Annotated in this window: 32 protein-coding genes; 5 read left to right on the top strand and 27 right to left on the bottom strand. The window is 38.2% G+C overall.

Annotated elements, in window-relative coordinates:
• Positions 1-1,046 precede the first annotated feature (1,046 nt).
• From BMG01_RS00430 to BMG01_RS11265, 21 genes are all read right to left on the bottom strand, one after another.
• Entirely contained in the window at positions 1,047-1,439 is a 393-nt protein-coding gene (locus BMG01_RS00430) for a DUF722 domain-containing protein (protein WP_084013391.1), read from the bottom strand.
• Positions 1,440-1,449: 10 nt separating this feature from the next.
• Positions 1,450-1,635: a hypothetical protein gene (locus tag BMG01_RS00435; RefSeq protein ID WP_084013392.1), complete on the bottom strand. Its 186-nt coding sequence runs from the start codon at positions 1,633-1,635 to the stop codon at positions 1,450-1,452.
• Positions 1,636-1,658: 23 nt separating this feature from the next.
• A complete protein-coding gene (locus BMG01_RS00440) occupies positions 1,659-1,880 on the bottom strand; it encodes a hypothetical protein (RefSeq protein WP_084013393.1) in 222 nt (73 codons plus the stop codon).
• Between the two features lie 99 nt (positions 1,881-1,979).
• Positions 1,980-2,321 carry a hypothetical protein gene (locus BMG01_RS00445; protein WP_084013394.1) on the bottom strand — a complete coding sequence of 114 codons (342 nt, stop codon included), beginning with the start codon at positions 2,319-2,321 and terminating at the stop codon, positions 1,980-1,982.
• Positions 2,321-2,893, bottom strand: coding sequence for a hypothetical protein (locus BMG01_RS00450; protein WP_084013395.1), 573 nt, complete (start codon positions 2,891-2,893; stop codon positions 2,321-2,323). Before BMG01_RS00450 ends, BMG01_RS00445 begins: the two co-directional genes overlap by 1 nt.
• Positions 2,893-3,279, bottom strand: a complete 387-nt coding sequence (locus tag BMG01_RS00455) for a YopX family protein (protein ID WP_084013396.1) — start codon at positions 3,277-3,279, stop codon at positions 2,893-2,895. The genes BMG01_RS00450 and BMG01_RS00455 overlap by 1 nt, the downstream gene beginning before the upstream one ends.
• A 161-nt stretch (positions 3,280-3,440) precedes the next feature.
• Positions 3,441-3,722, bottom strand: coding sequence for a hypothetical protein (locus BMG01_RS00465; RefSeq protein WP_036088662.1), 282 nt, complete (start codon positions 3,720-3,722; stop codon positions 3,441-3,443).
• Positions 3,719-4,162, bottom strand: coding sequence for a hypothetical protein (locus BMG01_RS00470; protein ID WP_084013397.1), 444 nt, complete (start codon positions 4,160-4,162; stop codon positions 3,719-3,721). The genes BMG01_RS00465 and BMG01_RS00470 overlap by 4 nt, the downstream gene beginning before the upstream one ends.
• A gap of 5 nt (positions 4,163-4,167) precedes the next feature.
• Positions 4,168-4,326, bottom strand: coding sequence for a hypothetical protein (locus BMG01_RS11255; RefSeq protein ID WP_171030162.1), 159 nt, complete (start codon positions 4,324-4,326; stop codon positions 4,168-4,170).
• Between the two features lie 2 nt (positions 4,327-4,328).
• On the bottom strand, positions 4,329-4,766 hold the full coding sequence (locus BMG01_RS00475) for a RusA family crossover junction endodeoxyribonuclease (RefSeq protein ID WP_084013398.1): 438 nt from the start codon (positions 4,764-4,766) through the stop codon (positions 4,329-4,331).
• On the bottom strand, positions 4,763-5,176 hold the full coding sequence (locus BMG01_RS00480; protein WP_084013399.1) for a hypothetical protein: 414 nt from the start codon (positions 5,174-5,176) through the stop codon (positions 4,763-4,765). The genes BMG01_RS00475 and BMG01_RS00480 overlap by 4 nt, the downstream gene beginning before the upstream one ends.
• A gap of 108 nt (positions 5,177-5,284) precedes the next feature.
• Positions 5,285-5,989 carry a putative HNHc nuclease gene (locus BMG01_RS00485; RefSeq protein WP_084013400.1) on the bottom strand — a complete coding sequence of 235 codons (705 nt, stop codon included), beginning with the start codon at positions 5,987-5,989 and terminating at the stop codon, positions 5,285-5,287.
• A complete protein-coding gene (locus BMG01_RS00490; RefSeq protein ID WP_084013401.1) occupies positions 5,961-6,254 on the bottom strand; it encodes a hypothetical protein in 294 nt (97 codons plus the stop codon). Before BMG01_RS00490 ends, BMG01_RS00485 begins: the two co-directional genes overlap by 29 nt.
• The gene (locus BMG01_RS11375) at positions 6,224-7,030 is read right to left on the bottom strand and encodes a DNA replication protein (protein WP_233127261.1); all 807 of its coding nucleotides are present in this window, start codon (positions 7,028-7,030) and stop codon (positions 6,224-6,226) included. The genes BMG01_RS00490 and BMG01_RS11375 overlap by 31 nt, the downstream gene beginning before the upstream one ends.
• A 10-nt stretch (positions 7,031-7,040) precedes the next feature.
• The gene (gene ssb, locus BMG01_RS00500) at positions 7,041-7,466 is read right to left on the bottom strand and encodes a single-stranded DNA-binding protein (protein WP_084013402.1); all 426 of its coding nucleotides are present in this window, start codon (positions 7,464-7,466) and stop codon (positions 7,041-7,043) included.
• A complete protein-coding gene (locus tag BMG01_RS00505) occupies positions 7,459-8,046 on the bottom strand; it encodes an ERF family protein (protein ID WP_084013403.1) in 588 nt (195 codons plus the stop codon). Before BMG01_RS00505 ends, ssb begins: the two co-directional genes overlap by 8 nt.
• The gene (locus BMG01_RS00510) at positions 8,039-8,440 is read right to left on the bottom strand and encodes a hypothetical protein (RefSeq protein WP_004914397.1); all 402 of its coding nucleotides are present in this window, start codon (positions 8,438-8,440) and stop codon (positions 8,039-8,041) included. The genes BMG01_RS00505 and BMG01_RS00510 overlap by 8 nt, the downstream gene beginning before the upstream one ends.
• Positions 8,441-8,442: 2 nt before the next feature.
• Positions 8,443-8,652 carry a hypothetical protein gene (locus BMG01_RS00515; protein ID WP_004914394.1) on the bottom strand — a complete coding sequence of 70 codons (210 nt, stop codon included), beginning with the start codon at positions 8,650-8,652 and terminating at the stop codon, positions 8,443-8,445.
• A complete protein-coding gene (locus tag BMG01_RS00520) occupies positions 8,649-8,846 on the bottom strand; it encodes a helix-turn-helix domain-containing protein (protein ID WP_004914390.1) in 198 nt (65 codons plus the stop codon). Before BMG01_RS00520 ends, BMG01_RS00515 begins: the two co-directional genes overlap by 4 nt.
• Before the next feature lie 108 nt (positions 8,847-8,954).
• Entirely contained in the window at positions 8,955-9,110 is a 156-nt protein-coding gene (locus tag BMG01_RS11260; RefSeq protein ID WP_004914387.1) for a hypothetical protein, read from the bottom strand.
• 1 nt (position 9,111) lies between these two features.
• The gene (locus tag BMG01_RS11265) at positions 9,112-9,279 is read right to left on the bottom strand and encodes a hypothetical protein (protein WP_004914386.1); all 168 of its coding nucleotides are present in this window, start codon (positions 9,277-9,279) and stop codon (positions 9,112-9,114) included.
• Between the two features lie 94 nt (positions 9,280-9,373).
• Between BMG01_RS11265 and BMG01_RS00525 the strand changes: the two genes are divergently transcribed.
• Positions 9,374-9,820 (top strand): hypothetical protein, encoded by a 447-nt coding sequence (locus BMG01_RS00525; RefSeq protein WP_004914383.1) that lies wholly within the window; start codon positions 9,374-9,376, stop codon positions 9,818-9,820.
• Positions 9,821-9,950: 130 nt separating this feature from the next.
• Here BMG01_RS00525 and BMG01_RS00530 read toward each other — a convergent pair whose 3' ends face one another.
• The 3 genes from BMG01_RS00530 to BMG01_RS00535 are packed head-to-tail and all read right to left on the bottom strand — an operon-like array spanning position 9,951 to position 11,110.
• Positions 9,951-10,676: a phage antirepressor KilAC domain-containing protein gene (locus BMG01_RS00530; RefSeq protein ID WP_004914380.1), complete on the bottom strand. Its 726-nt coding sequence runs from the start codon at positions 10,674-10,676 to the stop codon at positions 9,951-9,953.
• A gap of 1 nt (position 10,677) precedes the next feature.
• Positions 10,678-10,833, bottom strand: coding sequence for a hypothetical protein (locus BMG01_RS11150; protein ID WP_004914376.1), 156 nt, complete (start codon positions 10,831-10,833; stop codon positions 10,678-10,680).
• Between the two features lie 13 nt (positions 10,834-10,846).
• Entirely contained in the window at positions 10,847-11,110 is a 264-nt protein-coding gene (locus tag BMG01_RS00535) for a hypothetical protein (RefSeq protein ID WP_036067039.1), read from the bottom strand.
• 93 nt (positions 11,111-11,203) lie between these two features.
• On the opposite strand from BMG01_RS00535, the gene BMG01_RS00540 reads away from it, so the two are divergent.
• Positions 11,204-11,569 carry a DUF2513 domain-containing protein gene (locus tag BMG01_RS00540; protein ID WP_004914370.1) on the top strand — a complete coding sequence of 122 codons (366 nt, stop codon included), beginning with the start codon at positions 11,204-11,206 and terminating at the stop codon, positions 11,567-11,569.
• Here the strand turns inward: BMG01_RS00540 and BMG01_RS11155 are convergent.
• Positions 11,552-11,707: a hypothetical protein gene (locus BMG01_RS11155; protein ID WP_004914367.1), complete on the bottom strand. Its 156-nt coding sequence runs from the start codon at positions 11,705-11,707 to the stop codon at positions 11,552-11,554. The genes BMG01_RS00540 and BMG01_RS11155 overlap by 18 nt on opposite strands.
• Positions 11,708-11,758: 51 nt before the next feature.
• Entirely contained in the window at positions 11,759-11,992 is a 234-nt protein-coding gene (locus BMG01_RS00545) for a helix-turn-helix transcriptional regulator (protein WP_084013404.1), read from the bottom strand.
• Between the two features lie 169 nt (positions 11,993-12,161).
• Here BMG01_RS00545 and BMG01_RS00550 point away from each other — a divergent pair, with 169 nt between their 5' ends.
• The 3 genes from BMG01_RS00550 to BMG01_RS00560 all read left to right on the top strand — a co-directional run bounded on the left by BMG01_RS00550 (position 12,162) and on the right by BMG01_RS00560 (position 14,761).
• On the top strand, positions 12,162-12,839 hold the full coding sequence (locus BMG01_RS00550; protein WP_084013405.1) for an XRE family transcriptional regulator: 678 nt from the start codon (positions 12,162-12,164) through the stop codon (positions 12,837-12,839).
• Positions 12,840-12,904: 65 nt separating this feature from the next.
• Positions 12,905-13,546: a DUF308 domain-containing protein gene (locus BMG01_RS00555; protein ID WP_084013406.1), complete on the top strand. Its 642-nt coding sequence runs from the start codon at positions 12,905-12,907 to the stop codon at positions 13,544-13,546.
• Positions 13,547-13,690: 144 nt separating this feature from the next.
• Entirely contained in the window at positions 13,691-14,761 is a 1,071-nt protein-coding gene (locus tag BMG01_RS00560) for a site-specific integrase (RefSeq protein WP_004914355.1), read from the top strand.
• A gap of 57 nt (positions 14,762-14,818) precedes the next feature.
• On the opposite strand, the gene BMG01_RS00565 is transcribed toward BMG01_RS00560, so the two are convergent.
• On the bottom strand, positions 14,819-15,727 hold the full coding sequence (locus tag BMG01_RS00565; RefSeq protein WP_004914351.1) for a phosphate ABC transporter substrate-binding protein: 909 nt from the start codon (positions 15,725-15,727) through the stop codon (positions 14,819-14,821).
• Positions 15,728-15,900 lie beyond the last annotated feature (173 nt).

Genomic DNA, 15,900 nt, shown 5'->3' on the forward strand with positions numbered 1-15,900 from the left:
AAAAAGCACCCGTTAAGGTGCGTGTATATCACATATGTAAAACAGGTCGAAATCGACCTGTTTAGTTTTAAGCCAATTTAAACGTTGATGTATCAGTGTTTAACTATTTGCAACCATCATTTTTGATGGTCTCAATTATGTACGCAATCACATGAGAACCGTCAAAGAACTTAATGCGATTGTTTGCTATGTAGTAACCCCATCGATACCATCTCCGAAGCCAGTAGATTTATATACTGTTGTTTGTTTGCCAAAGCCGCTAAATGCAAACCAACTCGTCAGTCGTTTTTATTGAAATTAATCAATCTGGTTCTATCTTTTTACGGATTATACCGCAGCTCTTTATGTACGCAATCGCAGGCAAGCGACTGCTATTAAGTTGTGCGGACGTACCGCAATGTGAATGTCGGGGCTTGCACCCGAATAAGGCTGTCTCATTCACCCACAGAAATCACCTAACTAGTATAAAGCAACGAGCTGCAATCTTTTTACACGAGTTACCGTGATTGAAAGAGACATTATGTCGCTATGGTGGTAACTGAATCATAGTATGCTTTTTAACAAAAATAGTTAGGATAAGCAAATAACCGCTTGTGCTTTTATTTAGGATAAACACTAACCAATTGACAGGGTAAGGATTTGCACCTTACATGATATTGATTCTAGCTAACTATCCAGACCCCGGACAGTACAATATCTTATAGTCTAGCGTCTACCTATTCCGCCACCTGCCATAATGATAGATATTCCAACCTATCGTATTTTCACATACACAGTGGCTTTTTCCGAAGCGTGTGTAATTTACGACCGTTCGGTGTAACGGTCTTGGCTAGTCATTTGGAACTAATCTATAAGTACAGCTTATATTTAACGACTAATGACTAACCATACATTTGCTTTTAATGGATTAGCAATAACCAGATTGTCAGGCGTCACAATCGAGACATACGCTAGTTTTTAATCGGATATCTAGCAACCTTTGTAATTATCTGATACTAACAATATAACCCTATATTTATGCATAAAACTGCATAAAAACCGCAGTATTATAGGACTGCTCCTAATATGTGTTTGACTTCTGTACGCCAAGCAATTGCTGTTCTTTCGGATATGTGAAACTGCTGCGCTACCTTTACCCATGTGACAGACTTGCTTGCATAATAATACGCAACTACTTTCTGCTTGTCAGGCTCAAACGTGGCTATCCAACGCTCAACATCTTCCTTTTGCTTTTTAAGACTGTTAAGGCATCTGTCTTCATCAATCCGTATCAACATATCATCAGCTGGACGTGTGTGTTTATTCTGCGCACGACCGCCACCGATATTCTCATCAACTTCTTGACTGTCATACCTTATCGTTTCTTCACGCTGTTTAATTCTTAATTTGAGACGACCAGAGAAGTAGTCTCTCAAAATACTATCAACTCTATCCGCCATGTCGCCCTTTCTAATTAACTGGTATTGCCCTTCCAAATTTAAACAGCTTCAACTGTTGTGGTGTCTCTTTACTCAATTTATTCATGACTGCTTGTGCGTCAATTTGATTACCATAAGCAGCACCTGATGTTTCCCACTCGTCATTATCTGTCTTGCGGAAACCCACGATGTATACTTGTTTTTCTATTACTTTCATTTATCTATGGCTTGCTCCTTTAACTATTCGTCAACTATCTTGATTGTTTCTGGGTGTAACCATGCTAACATCAATTTATCCTCATCAATCATATATCCGTTATCAATACGCATTTTTCTAAATGTTTTTTCAACTTTTTCAAAGTACATATTGTGTTCGTAGTTACCTTCAATTGCATTTATAAATTGGGTAAATGTCCAATTCTTTTTAAAGTCTACAAGAACATTTTTTTCTTCTTCGGTCATTTCCTACCTCCATAATATTTAAATAAAATATAAGTAACTGCGACCATTGCTGACACTAACATGCCAAGCTCAATCGCATGCTGTAAATTGTGTCCTATTTCAATCATTGCTGACCTCCAAAATTTTAACCGGAACAATAACCAATCTTTCAATAGTCACATCTTTTTCTATAACAATCTTATAGAGGTCGTGTCCATTCATCACTCTGCCACCATATAATTCAGCCGCACCTTTTTCGTTATATTCCATAATGTAAAACGCTGGCAATATTAGATCCACTTTAAACATCTGCGACTTCTTGTATCCCATATCATTGAAAAGTTCATCAAGTTCTGATTGCTTTTCGAAATTACGCAATCGTTGCTTTAGGATATTTATATCCATATCGCTCCGATAGATACTGTCCATGAGGTTTTGATATACTTGTTTTTTTATCCACATCACTCGTCCTCCACCGGTAACTGCACCGCTTCTGTTAGTGGGTTAGTCAAAAGTTCAGCTTCTTCTTTGGTGTCAAATTGTTGAGCATCATCTTTGAATGCGGTTGTTTCATAATATTCAATGCTATAAATATTGCCTTGTGTTAAATAAAGATAACCACTTTCAAAAATTCCCTGATCCATATCTGGTTGATATTGTTGCTTACTTCTCACAAACCACTTCATTTCAGGAACAATCTCAATCGTTTCTTCTGGGTTGTCTGCGTCATAATCGGCCCATAATATAATCAGCTCTAAGTCTTTACCTGTTTTATTTAAACGTAATTTTAAATTAGTGAACCTTTTACTTTCGTTATTTTGAACCGTGTTAATAATTCTTATAACAGTTGATACGCGAAGCAGATTATATAATAATTTAAATTCATCAAATTCAACTTGTGTCATCTTCACACGTGGGTGTAACTGCTCTTTAAAATACAATCCTCTTGGATTATTTGGATTTTTAGGCAATTCTAATGACGTAAAATCATTACCTACAAAATCCGACAACATATATGCTACTGGTTCAGTCATCACTTATCTCCTCCGTGTAAAAACTCATGAATATCATTGCCGATGTCATCAGGACTGATACGGTCGGTGTCGTTCAATAAATCCTCGTTCTCATGTACATTACCAATGACTTCCCAATCGCTTGCTTCAATGTCTGAAACGGGATTAAATTTACCATCATAGAACTCAACTACATATATGTTCGCTCCAAATGTTTTTACAATATCATTTTCATAAATTTCAACACCGTTTTTGTCTTTGAGACCTGTGTATTGTTCAACAATTAGTTCATAGTTATCTAAAATGTTTTGAAAACTATCACCGATGTCTGCGTCATGAACATTTTGAATATTGTAATAATAACGTTCTGTAATGGTATTCCATGCTCTAAACTTAATCTCTCGCATAACTATTCGCTCCGTTCTTAAAATCCGTACACAAACTTGAATTTTCTATTCAACTTATCAAAGTAATCTTTAGGAGTTTCCCAAGACATGCTATCGGAACTAAACAATACTTTATCAACCATCATTCGCTCCCAATCCCACGCTCTGTAAGCTAACTATCTTCACCTCATCACACTTTCCACAACTTGCCCATTGCTGATACGATAACCAGCAGAATAGGCAATCTTTTTAATCGTGTTCACGCTGATCATAAAATACTGTGCAAGTACGTCAATTTCAGTAATGTTACTTCTGACCAATGCCTTTAATCTGCGCTTGCGTTCTGATGTACGTTTCCGTTCGGATTGCGCGCGTGTATCAAAACAATTTGTAAACGCCCCTGAAACTGCTGCTTGCTTATTGATACGTTTAATTGACTGTCTTTTATATTCTTCGATTGTCATATTATTACTCTCCCACTCTTTATTTCGTAGCCAGTTGCTTTGGCATACCCATAGACAGCCGTAGTGGAACAACCTATTTTATCGGCGATTAATTGAACGTTATTTTCACCTTGTTCAACCAACGCAATAAATTGACCATTGCGCTGTTTTTTTATCTCCGATGGTGGAACAGGCTTACTTACTACCCCTTTGCTGGCTAACACTCTTCTTTTAGCGTATATCTGTGGTATCGTCTTACCTAATTTCGCAGATATTTCATCAATTCCATAACCGTCACTTAACATAGTTATTAAAGCTTGGGTTTTGTTTTCACTCCAAAAACGGTCGCTTTCCTCCCCTCCTGCTGTTTCAGGTTTTACCTGTTTTTGCATCCATGTGCAAGCTTCATCGAATCCTCGTTGCCTTTCCACGACACAAAATTCTGTCGCATAGTTTGTCATTTTATTCACCTACCAACATTGCTTTTCTTGCCACCTGTTGCGATAATTTCTGTCTTCACATGATGTGTCTTTTGAAATTCATATAAATATTTCTTAGCTTCACGCTCTGTATCAAAAGCTCTCCAGAAATCATCATTCACATAAATGCTGTAATATGTTTTCATTGCTATATTTCCTCAATCTCAATTCTTAGATACGGCTTAGGCGTGAATATCTTTCTCGCTCTGCCGTCCACGATAAATCTGTCATCAACTATGATTAGCTTGTTTAGCCTGTCTTGCGTTGACTTGGTCAAGTTGTCCCAATCGCCTTTGTTTTGCTCTGTCGGGTAAATCTCATGGCTCAAAGCACGCTGTATCTTTTTCTTGCTCCATGACTTAGTTGGTGCAAAACCAAAGATGTAGTCAACCTTGATTGGAACTTCACCGTAACTTTCAAATTCCTTATCCTTGATAAGTTCGGCACGTAGTCGATACTCAAGCTCTTGAATATAGGCTTTTTCTCTAGCACCCTTAAACACTTGACGTGTCTTTGGATTAAACCGCGACTGGTTGTGTGGCGCTGGGTCTCCTGACAATTCACTTTCAAAAATAAATTTTGTCATGCTTTTCTTCGACCGTGAGCGATACTTAACTTTGCGCTGTTGAAACGTCCTCTGTCTTCTTGACGTATCAACTCTTCGTGCATTTGAAACCGCTCTTTTGCTGTATTTTTAACCAAAACACCAGTCTTGAACATCTTGTTATAAAACGTCGATAGTTTTCTAGTTGATAAATCAAAATAGTTAGCCACCTCGGTCTGTGTATAGCCCAACCGATACATCTCAACAATATCTGCCTGTACACCTTTAGGAAGCTGTTCAATCGCTGGCAGCCTGCGACCTGTTGAATCATACTCAACATTTCCGTCATTGTATGTGCTTTTAGACATTTCTTTTCTGAACCAAGAAATCGCCTCGTCAGACATATAGCCATACTGTCTTTCTCGTGCTACCAAACCTGCCACTAAATCCATATTGTTTCCTTTCTGCTCATTTGCTCTTATTCGTACCAAAACGCCTGTTTGTGCTGTACAAACATCAGTTTGGCATAATTACACTAAAACTACTTTTAATCGCTTAAATCACTTTATATTCAGTCCGTGTGCCAATGCTATTTTTTCGTCAATCTTGAGGCCGTTCAGGTGGTACTTGTTCATAAATGACTGAATGCCTATCTTATGTTGCTCTTGATGATGTTCACGGCACAGGCTCATTGCTCGCAATCCTAAATGGTTTATCTTCTGACGATTACCACCATGTGCACCCACACTATCAACGTGTGCCAAATCGGCGTGAGACTTACCGCAAATTACACAGCGCTTGTCTAGCAAACATCTGTACTCCCACCGTGCAATTTCCTGCGGCTCTAACTCGTTCAACGGCTTCACACTCAAACTAATGTCATGTATCGCTGCATAATCTAGTAACATGTTGATGAACTGGTTTGTATCTGTCTTAGTACCTTTGCCATTGCTTAGGCTAAAGTCACCAAAATCTAAACCATTGTAGTATTCGTATGCTGCGTAGAAATGCCGCCTAAGTGTTTCAACTTCTTGCACCCAGTAACCACCTTTTTGAGATAGCCAGATGTCGTGTAACAATGCAAACGCAAACTTTCGCTGTTGCGCTGACACACCGTTTTCATCACTCGCTATCAATGACACCACCTGTTGCTGTCCGCTGGCGTGATACTTCTCTAGCGTGTGAATATCTTCGATGCTCAACTGCAACGTGATTAAACCTTTGTTTGGTTCAACCTTATTCAGTTTTGCGAATAGCTCTGTCACTGAGTTTCGCTTCCTTTCTCATCTCTTGCAATACCGCAATCGCTTCTGGTGTACTCTGCCAAACTTCTAAAATTGATACGTAATTAGCACTAGCGCATTTAACCATTTTTGTGAGTGATCCATTTTCTTTTAATCGTCTGCCTAGCTCTTCAAAATTAACCGCTGGGAATGATTGACTGTTACTAGATGTCGGTATTCCCATTGCCTTTAATCTGATTGCTAGGAGTACAAAATCTAAAGGTCCTTTGCCACGTCCGTCAGCCATTCTGGTAACTCCCTTTCTGGCTCCTCAACTGGTTCTGAAACACTCGCTAACTGTGGCTCAATAATCTGTTTCTTGTTACCATAGCCACGCTGCACATCAGGTGTAAAGTCGTACTCATCTTCCCAACCTTTTTGATGAAACCATGTTGAACCGTTCTTGATATACTGCTTTGGTGTCCCCTTGATTTTGATTTGTTTCAAATACTCTTCCAGCTTTGACTTAATCAATTCAGGACTAACACCAGCTTTTAACGCTTTATTGAAATCTTTCATCGCATTTGTCTTGCCAGACTTTTTTGGATAAATTTTCCAGATAGATTCAAATTCATCATTAGTGACAGCCCCCTTTGGGGGTTTGGGGGTATTATCTATATCCTTACCTAACCTATCCTTACCTAACCTAACCTGCGTATCCATGTTGGATACATCTTGTATACGTTTTGTATACGTATTATTTTCTTCAACAACTAATTGGCTTTTTTCGTTGATATACTGGGTTTTATGATACCGGTCACCTTGAATATAATTGTGAACACGCCAGTCTTTTATCACGACAACACCATTGTCGAAAGGTAGTAAAAATTGTTTCGCAATTAACAACTTTCTATCGTCATCACTCGACCCGATCATTCGTTGAATTGTTTTGGTATTGTCGATAAAACCATCATCATCTGCGTGCATATTCAAATGGAAATACAACGCTTGTGTAGATAACGGCATATCCAGAAATATATCTGTATCTGTCACTTTTTTACTAAACATTCTTCGTTGTGCCATGTGTTACCTCTTAGAAAGGCAAATCATCATCTGAAATGTCCAGTTCGTTTGGCTTATTGCCTTGATTTGCGAATGGATCAGGTGCTTGTGTCTTCGGTGCTGATTGCTGACTGTCACTCTTCTTTTCCAACAAACTGAAATTATCAGCTACAACCTCTGTGACATAAACACGCTTACCGTTTCCGTCTTCATAGTTGCGTGTTTGCAACCGTCCCTCGATAGCTACCAGTGAACCTTTGTGTGTGAAGTTAGCGAAGTTTTCGGCTGCTTTACGCCAGATAACGCCGTTGATAAAGTCCGTTTCACGTTCGCCACTAGCATTCGTAAATTGACGATTAACGGCTAAACTAAATGTCCCAACTGCCACACCTGATTGTGTGTATCTAACTTCAACGTCTTTGGTCAATCGACCAATAAGCACTACTCTGTTAATCATTTGTTTTCTCCTCTAACTGATTCATCTTTAATTTATATGCGTCTAAAATTGCGTGACCTTGACCGTACTGCTTAGCTTCCTTTGCTATCTGTAACACTTGTTCTTTTGAAATTGCATTCATAATTTCAGAATTAAAATATCGTGACTTGACTTCCTCTTTCTTTTTGAAAGCTTGTTGTTCGAGTTCTAATTCATCAACATCAATATCAGCAATTCCAAACAGTCCCTGTAATGCGTACTTGCGTGAGTAACTGCTAACAGCTCCAGTCCACTGTGGCTCGCTCATTTGCTTTCTCTCGCCTTTTTGAGTGTTTAACACTGGAACATCTGCCAACTCCGCAAACGCACGGCTGCTACGCTTATCTGTGCCGTCTGTTACCTCTGCAATGGATTGGATAAAGATACGATTTGCAACCGTCACAATCTCATCATTCAAAGCAATTTCCCAACCACTGTCTAACGTCTTGAACGTTTGCAAAATCTGTTCTGCACTACGATATGTGTACTTAACTTGTTGACCTGCTTGTTTCTTCAAATTCATGTGGTTTTGAAGTTCAACGAATGTCATTTTATTACTCATACTTCACCCTCTTCTGCGTGTCATAGACCACAACTTTGTCTAGATCATCTTGAATTTTTTCGCCAAATAAATCTTTAAGTTGTTTTGGAGATTTTACTTCCACTGCGGCCCATCCATAGTTATTAACGAAGTCTTTTTTATTTTTATCGTTATCCTTATCGATTGACACTTTTTTGCTTTCACCGTAAGTGATGTGTTTGAACTGTGAGCCACTATCTAACCGCTCTTTCAGTTCTTTATCCACTTTAGAAATACCATTTTTCAAATGCTTAATCAGATAGACCAAATCTTCTAGTTGGTCGTTATCTAACTCTTGTAATTGCTCTTTGTCGTTCAAAAGACTAAGACCAAAGTTTTGTCCGAAGTCATCAATGATTGTTATTTCGTTTGCCATGCTTAATCTCCGTGTTCTATATTGTTAATCGTTGCATCTAACTCTGATATTTCGTTGTCAACCTCTAACATTTGGTTTTCGAGGTCATCACGCTTCGTGTACAAATCGTCACGCTCGCTATGCAACTTATCCAATAGCTCTTGCTTGTAACGCCAACGTTCGTCTTCAACGTCTGGTCTTCCGAAGTGTAATGCGTCTTGCGGTTCAATCATCTAACGTCACTCCTTCCGACCAGATAATCAATTGATACTTTGAAATAATCAGCTAAATCGAATACCATTGACGATCGTGGTTCGCTTTCTCCTGATTCGTATCTAGCCAACGTTCGTTTTGTTACCAACATTTCATCTGCTAATTCTTGTTGCGTCACGTTTCGCTCTTTACGAAGCTTACGTAATCTATCCATTTGCTTTTACCTCATTTCTTGATATAATCGAGGTATAAATTATTTTTCAAGACAATTTATACCTACTGCGCTTAGCCAACTCCAATTTTGCTAAGCGTTTTTCTTTTGTCAGAAATACTTGTTTGAGCTGCTCTTACCGCCCATTGCTTCAAATCTGCGTTGCTTTTCGATTCGTTCACGCTCCTGTGCTTCACCTTGTGATAAGCCTAGTACGAATACCAAAACCAAAATTACGATTGTTGCTACTACTTGTAAAAACCACATGTTATTTGCTTACCCTTTCAAATAAATCCAATGCCTTTTCGGCTTCGTCAATCGGTCTGTAGTTGATAGACAGCTCACCCTCTATCGCCTCACGACCTTTGCTAATTGCTGCCTGTGCGTAGTCAAGCAACGACTGCCTTATGTCTTCTAAATCTGCACTCTTTGACATGCCGACCTCTTTTCTAATGTTTTATTGTTTGTGTGGTGCTATCCTTTAATTACTGGCATTGCACTGCCTAGTAAATTGAAAGGAAAAATTTAAAATGAATTTAAAACAGATTCAAAACGTTTCGTTGTTGTATGTTCACGCTTTTGGTGTAAATCCTAAAATTGTCGTTAGTGATAAAAACAATATTTCATTTATGGCAAACTTCGTAGATTACCACGACGGTAAATGCTGGACTCATTACACCGATTCGGATGGCGATACACAAACTATAAGTATTGATCAATCCACAAATAGTGAGCAGATTATTGATTTTTTGACGGAATTTAAAAAGGCTCATTATATAAAATTTGCACATCGTTGGCCAAAGTGGTCTAACGCTGAAAAGCTTGAAAAAATAATAGACTTTATAAATTCATACAAAGGTGAGTTGATTGATATCAATGACCGGCCATCGAACATTGTATTGCTTGATAGTAATCAGCCATTAAAAGTCATTTTGTTCAAACCTAACGACGAATTCACCGTCATTGGAATGCAGTAGCATGGGATAATTTCTTAACTTATCAAGTGTTATTTGAAGCTCTTTTTCTTGTTTTGCAGCAAGTTCAATGAGCTTTTTTTGTTCCGAAAACCCCGTTAGTAGGTTGTTGATATTTTCCATTATTTTCTCCTTATGCTGCTTGCAAAAACTTGTTAATAAAGTATTGCTGACCTTTTCCGGTAACTTTAGGTGTCTTAGATACTGTGACACTGCCGTTACTGCGTGCGATTGAGGTTTCCTTGATTTCAAACAATCCCAATTCCATACTCTTCTGTGTTGGCATGTTGTAATCTGTACCGTTACGTCGGATTAAGTAGCCGTTATCACGTAGCCAACTGAACAACCGTGTAGCACCTGTATCGACACCATTTTGTTTGAGTATCTTAGCCAATTCACCAACAAGAACGCTTGTATGACTAGTTGCTACTGCGTCCGCAAACAAAGCTTTAGGTTTCATCTCGGCAATGATTTGGTCTTTCTGCTCAAGTAGTAACTGCGATGCTTTCAGACCAAGTGCCATTTGATAAGATGGATCGTTGGCTAACTTCTTGTAGCGGTCTTCGACTTGGATAAAGTAATCTCGTATTTGCTGACTCTTTTCAGTCTTCGACATCATAGCTACGTTCTTTGCCATGTCGACCGTGAGAGAATAATCTTGAAGTGGCTTAACAGCGCCGTTATTTACAACCGTACCTGAAAGTACACTTGTAAAATCAGTTCCCTCAACATACATTTCCCGATATTGTTCAAACCATGCGCTGAAGCGTTTCTTAACGCCTAATTCCTTGTGCAACTCTCGAGCGCTTACTCGTGTCTCGCCTTGCTCATTTTGGTTAATCTTGATAATTTCTTGCATATTATTTGCCTCCAAATCCACGAATTGAACGAGCGATTTGTTGTTGATTTGCATGACGAACTTCTTTGTCTAAGTCAGCCATTGACGTTTTCAAATCTTCGTGTGAATCAATAAACTCGTCTAACCAAGTTGCATATCTAACTTGTTTATTTTCCATATTGCTTACCTTCCTAAATTTCTCCCTCATACGTTTTGCCGATACTTATGCACGCTTTGAATTTTTCCCAAGCCATTCTTGGTATGACACCACCACGCTCATCAAACTTGATGTAAGGGGCATCCGGACGACTCAAGAAGTGTTTCCGTATTGTGCTTATACTCATTTGTTCGTACAATTCCAAAACCGGAATTGTTAAAGATGCAGGCCAACCTATCTCGTTGTAGGTTTTAATTTGTTGCTTACGTTCATCGGTGAGCTCAAATGTTTTAGCCATTCGTTCACTTCCTTTCTAATGCTTTAATTGATTTTTGGTGCTATCCTTTATTTATCAACGTACCGGTTGAAATAAATGAAAGGATAATGTGTTTTGAAACTAAACTATGAAGCTTTGCGTGCAGTGATGATTGAATTTCAAGAGGCTCCTCTCAATCCAGACGTCCACAACGTTGTACAATCGACAATCAACAAATACGGTTTTGCTACTGATGACATCTTATATGCTGTCAAACAAGCGATTGACGAAGGGCTCTTATCTGGCCACACACAACAAACGGTAGCTAAGTGGCCCGTTATGTTCGTCAGTGACATCACACCAGATGGACACAAGTTTTTGGATTCCATCATTCCAGAGACGGCTTGGAATAAAGTGAAGTCTGAACTAATAACAAATGGCGTACCTATGACCATTCCAACCATCACGAGAACTATTGCAAAACTATTTCTTGATAAATGATTCAACCAAGAAAGTAACTTGAACTTCCATGTAACCGTGGGAGTTTTTAATTGGCTGAACATCTATAACGTGTTGTTCATCATAATCAAACTTCTTGTCATCGATTGTTAATGAATTACCGTCATCAATCATTTCCATCTATCTCCCTCCTTTCTTGAATGCTCGGCTACTTCACTAGTCGGGCTTTTTCTATGCGGTTTGTTTTTGTACACTTGAAGTGTAGTTTGACTTAAAAAAAATAATCTGGTCAAACGTAATCCCAACAATTTTACTGAAGTTCCATGCTTGGTCAACCCGCAATACCAACTCACCTTTTTCATAACGTAAGTAAGATGTTTGCGACATTCCCATTTTACGAGCCATTTCCCGCTGAGTTAAATTTGCTCTAACTCGCGCGGATTTCAAATCGAATTTTGTTTCCATTTAGCTACCTCCTTTCTCGTTACATTTATAATACTACACTTGAAGTGTATATGCAACACTTAAATACACTTTTTTTATTTTAAAGTGTAGTTTTTAAAAATAAAGGTGTACACAATGACACTTATAGTGTATATTTAAAGTACAGACATTATATAAGGAATATAAACTTATGGACATTTCAGAAAATATAAAATATTATAGAAAACAAGCGGGATATACACAGGCCGACTTGGCTAAATTATTGAAAATTAAGCCCACCGCTGTTTCTGCTTGGGAATCTGGTCGAAATAAACCATTAATGGACAAGGTAACTGTTATGGCTGGGTTGTTTGGCGTAAATATTAGCCAGCTTGTCGGTGATACTTTTGAGGTGAATGACATATCACCCGTCTACAATAAATTAGATACTTCACGCAAGAAGAATGTCTACCGCTATGCTGTTAGGCAACTAGATGAACAAAACAACGTTATCGTGTTTCCAAAAATTAACAAAAGTGAAGTTTCGGTATACGGTGCAGTATCAGCTGGTACCGGTGAATATCTATTAGACAATACACCTGAACTTGTACCCTATGAGGGTGATGTTCCTGAACATGATTATGCCGTTATCGTCAATGGTGTATCTATGAGACCGTTGTTTGAAGATAAACAGATTATCTTTGTTAAGAAAACGTTTGAAGCACGCAGCGGTCAAGTTGTTATCGCCTACTATGATAATCAGGCATATGTAAAAAAGTACGTCAATGATGAAAAAGGCGCACGCTTCGTTTCTTTGAATAAGAGTTATGATGACATGCCTATTGATGAAACACACGAGGCACAGATTATAGGTGTTGTCGTTCTATAAACCGCTTTGCGGTGTACATATATATGTGCCGAGCGTCCACATTAAAAAGCTATGGAGATTCAAAGATGAAAGAGAAGAAGCCGGAACGATTAAAAGTTCTGTCTATTATTGCGATAGTTTTAGGGGCTGTTGCGCTAGTAAGTTCATGGATGCCTTTTGTTAACAATGGTAGTTTTGTAATTGCAATAATTTCGTTATTGTTTGGAATCGTTGGATTAATATTTAACTTAAAAAATAAGAAGTTGCTATCACTTATTGCAATTATTATTTCCGTTATTTCTATAGCTATCGTGATAGTAACACAAGCAAGTTATAGTTCTGCTTTAGACAGTGCAGGAAAAGAGGCTGACAAATCAATCAAAAAATCTAATGACAAAACCAACGGTAACAACACAAACAAATATTTAAAAAATGTGGACGTTGACTTGGGTCAGCTTCAAACAAATGATGACGGTTACGGAAATATCGACACAAAGATGAATGTTAACATTAAAAACACATCATCTAAGAAAATAAACTACAGCTTTACCGTGCAAGCATATAGTTCTAGCACTACAAAGCTTGGTGATCCGGAATATATAGAGGTAGAACTGAAACCGAATGAAAGCATCCAAAAAACAATTTTTGAATATCTTCCGCAAGATAAAGTTCAATCATACAAAGACGCCACTTACAAAATAACAAAAGTACAAGACAATTCATATTAGTAAATGCCCTTATGGGCGTACATAAAAAAGCACACCCCAACCTGCAAAAGTTCACTGGGTGTGCTAAACATTATAGAGCGAACGCATGGGGCGTTCTATTAGATTATAACAGATATAAGCCCCCTGATAAAGGATGTTTTTATTATGGCTAGTTTTGAAAAACGCGGGAAGAAATGGCGTGCTGTTGTATCCTATACTGACGCTCGTGGTTTAAGGCAGAAAACAAGCAAAACGTTTGAGTTGAAAAAGACGGCCGCCGCTTGGGCTGCTGAAACTGAAACTAAGGTAAACGGTGGCTTGGATATTAACGCTGGTAATATTTCATTACCAAAATACTATAAGTTATGGACTGAAACTTACAAAAAGAACACAGTAAGAGAGGCTACGTTTGTTAAATACCACAGTTATTGGCTCAATATACAAGAATTATTCGCTGATATTCCCCTTAATAAACTAACTACGCAGTTTCTACAAACTCAAATGAATGAGTTCGGAAAAACGCACACTAAAGCATATTCTAAAGGATTTTTATCAAGTATTAAAAGTTCGTTGAAAGACGCTCAAATAGATGGTCTGATAGATAAAGATATTTATTCGAGAGTTAAGGCTGTTGGTTCTGTAAAACATACTGATGATAACTATTTATCGGCATCGGAGTTTAAAAAATTGCAGTGGTGGCTATATAAAGATAAAAATAGATTACTCAACGAACCTTTTTATTTAGCCGTGCTGATTGCAGTTGAAAGCGGTGCTAGATCTGGTGAAATATTAGCCTTAACATTTTCAGATATAGACTTCAAAAATAATACAATAAACATTGACAAATCATATTCTCAACTAATGAAAAAAGTGACTCCACCCAAAAATGTAAGTTCTGTTAGACGAGTTGCTATCACTAAAAAGTTAATTGACGTTTTGCGCTGGATAAAAGGCTGTTCAAACTCTGATCAGTTATTTGAGGTACCAATACCATCAAATACCATTATGCGTCGTATGGAGATCATGACAAGTGAATTAGGTATCAATCAAATTAGGTTCCACGGTTTACGCCATTCGCACGTTTCATACTTGCTCCACAATAATATCGACATATCTTACATCAGCAAAAGAGTTGGACATTTAAACGTCACAATCACCCTTACAACATACGCACATATTCTCAAAGAAAAAGAACAAGCTCAAGATGAACTTGTTCTAAAGATTATGGAAAAATAATTCTTGTCCCCATATGTCCCCAAAACGCTTGTAAATACTAGAATAAAAGTAGTTTAATTATTTGTCAGTAACTTTTCCGCTTGAATCACGTGTTACTTTCATATCTGTCAAACCAATATAACCCAACTTTGGCACAATCGTCTTTTGAACTGATTTTGTTGAGAAGTAATCCAAGAATGCCTTAGTGACACCAGTTGCCTTCCCCTTTGTATACATGTGTTCATATGCCCAGATTGGCCATGAATTGTCTTCAACATTAGCTTTACTTGGCTTAACGTTATCCAAGTTAAGCGCCTTGATACCATCAGCATCTAGGTAGGCAAAAGCTAGATATGAAATAGCACCGGGTGTAGTTTTAACAATTTTTTGAACAGTACCATTTGAATCTTGCTCAGTTGCTTGCACTGCATTTTGACCATCTAAGATATTTTTCTCAAATACAGCACGAGTACCTGACCCTGTTGCACGGTTAATCACAACGATCTTTTCATCTTTTCCGCCGACGTCTTTCCAGTTAGTTATTTTACCGGTGAAAATCTCACGTAATTGCGTCTTAGAAATGTTGCTAATTTGGACATCGCTATTGACAACAGGTGCAATACCCACAACAGCAACCTTGTGATCAACTAATTTGCTAGCGTCAACGCCTTCTTTTTCTTCAGCGAAAACATCGGAATTACCAATTTGCGCTGACCCATCAGATACTTGGCTAAGACCAGCACCTGAACCACCACCTTGAACTGTTACTGTAACATCTGGGTTTTTATCTTGGAATGAGGAAGCAACTTGTTCTGCCAATGGCTGCAAAGCAGTTGATCCCAAAGATAGCACTTTACCACTAACCTTCGTCGATGACGTTGATGATGATTTACTGTCACTTGACTTGTTATTAGCAGAGGTATACAACGCAATCCCTGCCGCAATGACAACGATTCCTCCGATAATACCTGCAACTTTTTTGTTCATGATGTACTTCTCCCTTTGGATTATGTAATGAAACAAGGTCGTAGTAGAGGCTCTTGGGGGCCGCTCCTTGTTTACAAGTTATATAATACGGTGTTATTGTTATGAATCGCGACCCATTTTCGTCGTGTTTCTGTAAATAATTGTAAAGAAAGGTTTACACAAAAAAACGGCCT

It is taken from the genome of Leuconostoc sp. BM2 (assembly GCF_002095565.1).
GTDB lineage: Bacteria > Bacillota > Bacilli > Lactobacillales > Lactobacillaceae > Leuconostoc > Leuconostoc falkenbergense.

What these genes read in the sequence shown, in the direction of transcription:
- BMG01_RS00530 (WP_004914380.1), bottom strand. Translation starts at nt 10,676, where the DNA reads ATGCAAGAAATTATCAAGATTAACCAAAATGAGCAAGGCGAGACACGA.
- BMG01_RS00450 (WP_084013395.1), bottom strand. Translation starts at nt 2,893, where the DNA reads ATGACTGAACCAGTAGCATATATGTTGTCGGATTTTGTAGGTAATGAT.
- BMG01_RS00550 (WP_084013405.1), top strand. Translation starts at nt 12,162, where the DNA reads ATGGACATTTCAGAAAATATAAAATATTATAGAAAACAAGCGGGATAT.
- BMG01_RS00470 (WP_084013397.1), bottom strand. Translation starts at nt 4,162, where the DNA reads ATGACAAACTATGCGACAGAATTTTGTGTCGTGGAAAGGCAACGAGGA.
- BMG01_RS00560 (WP_004914355.1), top strand. Translation starts at nt 13,691, where the DNA reads ATGGCTAGTTTTGAAAAACGCGGGAAGAAATGGCGTGCTGTTGTATCC.
- BMG01_RS11375 (WP_233127261.1), bottom strand. Translation starts at nt 7,030, where the DNA reads ATGGCACAACGAAGAATGTTTAGTAAAAAAGTGACAGATACAGATATA.
- BMG01_RS00545 (WP_084013404.1), bottom strand. Translation starts at nt 11,992, where the DNA reads ATGGAAACAAAATTCGATTTGAAATCCGCGCGAGTTAGAGCAAATTTA.
- BMG01_RS00515 (WP_004914394.1), bottom strand. Translation starts at nt 8,652, where the DNA reads ATGATTGAACCGCAAGACGCATTACACTTCGGAAGACCAGACGTTGAA.
- BMG01_RS11155 (WP_004914367.1), bottom strand. Translation starts at nt 11,707, where the DNA reads ATGGAAATGATTGATGACGGTAATTCATTAACAATCGATGACAAGAAG.
- BMG01_RS00465 (WP_036088662.1), bottom strand. Translation starts at nt 3,722, where the DNA reads ATGACAATCGAAGAATATAAAAGACAGTCAATTAAACGTATCAATAAG.
- BMG01_RS00535 (WP_036067039.1), bottom strand. Translation starts at nt 11,110, where the DNA reads ATGGCTAAAACATTTGAGCTCACCGATGAACGTAAGCAACAAATTAAA.
- BMG01_RS00505 (WP_084013403.1), bottom strand. Translation starts at nt 8,046, where the DNA reads ATGAGTAATAAAATGACATTCGTTGAACTTCAAAACCACATGAATTTG.
- BMG01_RS00565 (WP_004914351.1), bottom strand. Translation starts at nt 15,727, where the DNA reads ATGAACAAAAAAGTTGCAGGTATTATCGGAGGAATCGTTGTCATTGCG.
- BMG01_RS00455 (WP_084013396.1), bottom strand. Translation starts at nt 3,279, where the DNA reads ATGCGAGAGATTAAGTTTAGAGCATGGAATACCATTACAGAACGTTAT.
- BMG01_RS11255 (WP_171030162.1), bottom strand. Translation starts at nt 4,326, where the DNA reads ATGAAAACATATTACAGCATTTATGTGAATGATGATTTCTGGAGAGCT.
- ssb (WP_084013402.1), bottom strand. Translation starts at nt 7,466, where the DNA reads ATGATTAACAGAGTAGTGCTTATTGGTCGATTGACCAAAGACGTTGAA.
- BMG01_RS00475 (WP_084013398.1), bottom strand. Translation starts at nt 4,766, where the DNA reads ATGACAAAATTTATTTTTGAAAGTGAATTGTCAGGAGACCCAGCGCCA.
- BMG01_RS00445 (WP_084013394.1), bottom strand. Translation starts at nt 2,321, where the DNA reads ATGTGGATAAAAAAACAAGTATATCAAAACCTCATGGACAGTATCTAT.
- BMG01_RS00440 (WP_084013393.1), bottom strand. Translation starts at nt 1,880, where the DNA reads ATGACCGAAGAAGAAAAAAATGTTCTTGTAGACTTTAAAAAGAATTGG.
- BMG01_RS00510 (WP_004914397.1), bottom strand. Translation starts at nt 8,440, where the DNA reads ATGGCAAACGAAATAACAATCATTGATGACTTCGGACAAAACTTTGGT.
- BMG01_RS00555 (WP_084013406.1), top strand. Translation starts at nt 12,905, where the DNA reads ATGAAAGAGAAGAAGCCGGAACGATTAAAAGTTCTGTCTATTATTGCG.
- BMG01_RS11150 (WP_004914376.1), bottom strand. Translation starts at nt 10,833, where the DNA reads ATGGAAAATAAACAAGTTAGATATGCAACTTGGTTAGACGAGTTTATT.
- BMG01_RS00490 (WP_084013401.1), bottom strand. Translation starts at nt 6,254, where the DNA reads ATGGCTGACGGACGTGGCAAAGGACCTTTAGATTTTGTACTCCTAGCA.
- BMG01_RS00480 (WP_084013399.1), bottom strand. Translation starts at nt 5,176, where the DNA reads ATGGATTTAGTGGCAGGTTTGGTAGCACGAGAAAGACAGTATGGCTAT.
- BMG01_RS11260 (WP_004914387.1), bottom strand. Translation starts at nt 9,110, where the DNA reads ATGTGGTTTTTACAAGTAGTAGCAACAATCGTAATTTTGGTTTTGGTA.
- BMG01_RS00525 (WP_004914383.1), top strand. Translation starts at nt 9,374, where the DNA reads ATGAATTTAAAACAGATTCAAAACGTTTCGTTGTTGTATGTTCACGCT.
- BMG01_RS11265 (WP_004914386.1), bottom strand. Translation starts at nt 9,279, where the DNA reads ATGTCAAAGAGTGCAGATTTAGAAGACATAAGGCAGTCGTTGCTTGAC.
- BMG01_RS00435 (WP_084013392.1), bottom strand. Translation starts at nt 1,635, where the DNA reads ATGAAAGTAATAGAAAAACAAGTATACATCGTGGGTTTCCGCAAGACA.
- BMG01_RS00430 (WP_084013391.1), bottom strand. Translation starts at nt 1,439, where the DNA reads ATGGCGGATAGAGTTGATAGTATTTTGAGAGACTACTTCTCTGGTCGT.
- BMG01_RS00520 (WP_004914390.1), bottom strand. Translation starts at nt 8,846, where the DNA reads ATGGATAGATTACGTAAGCTTCGTAAAGAGCGAAACGTGACGCAACAA.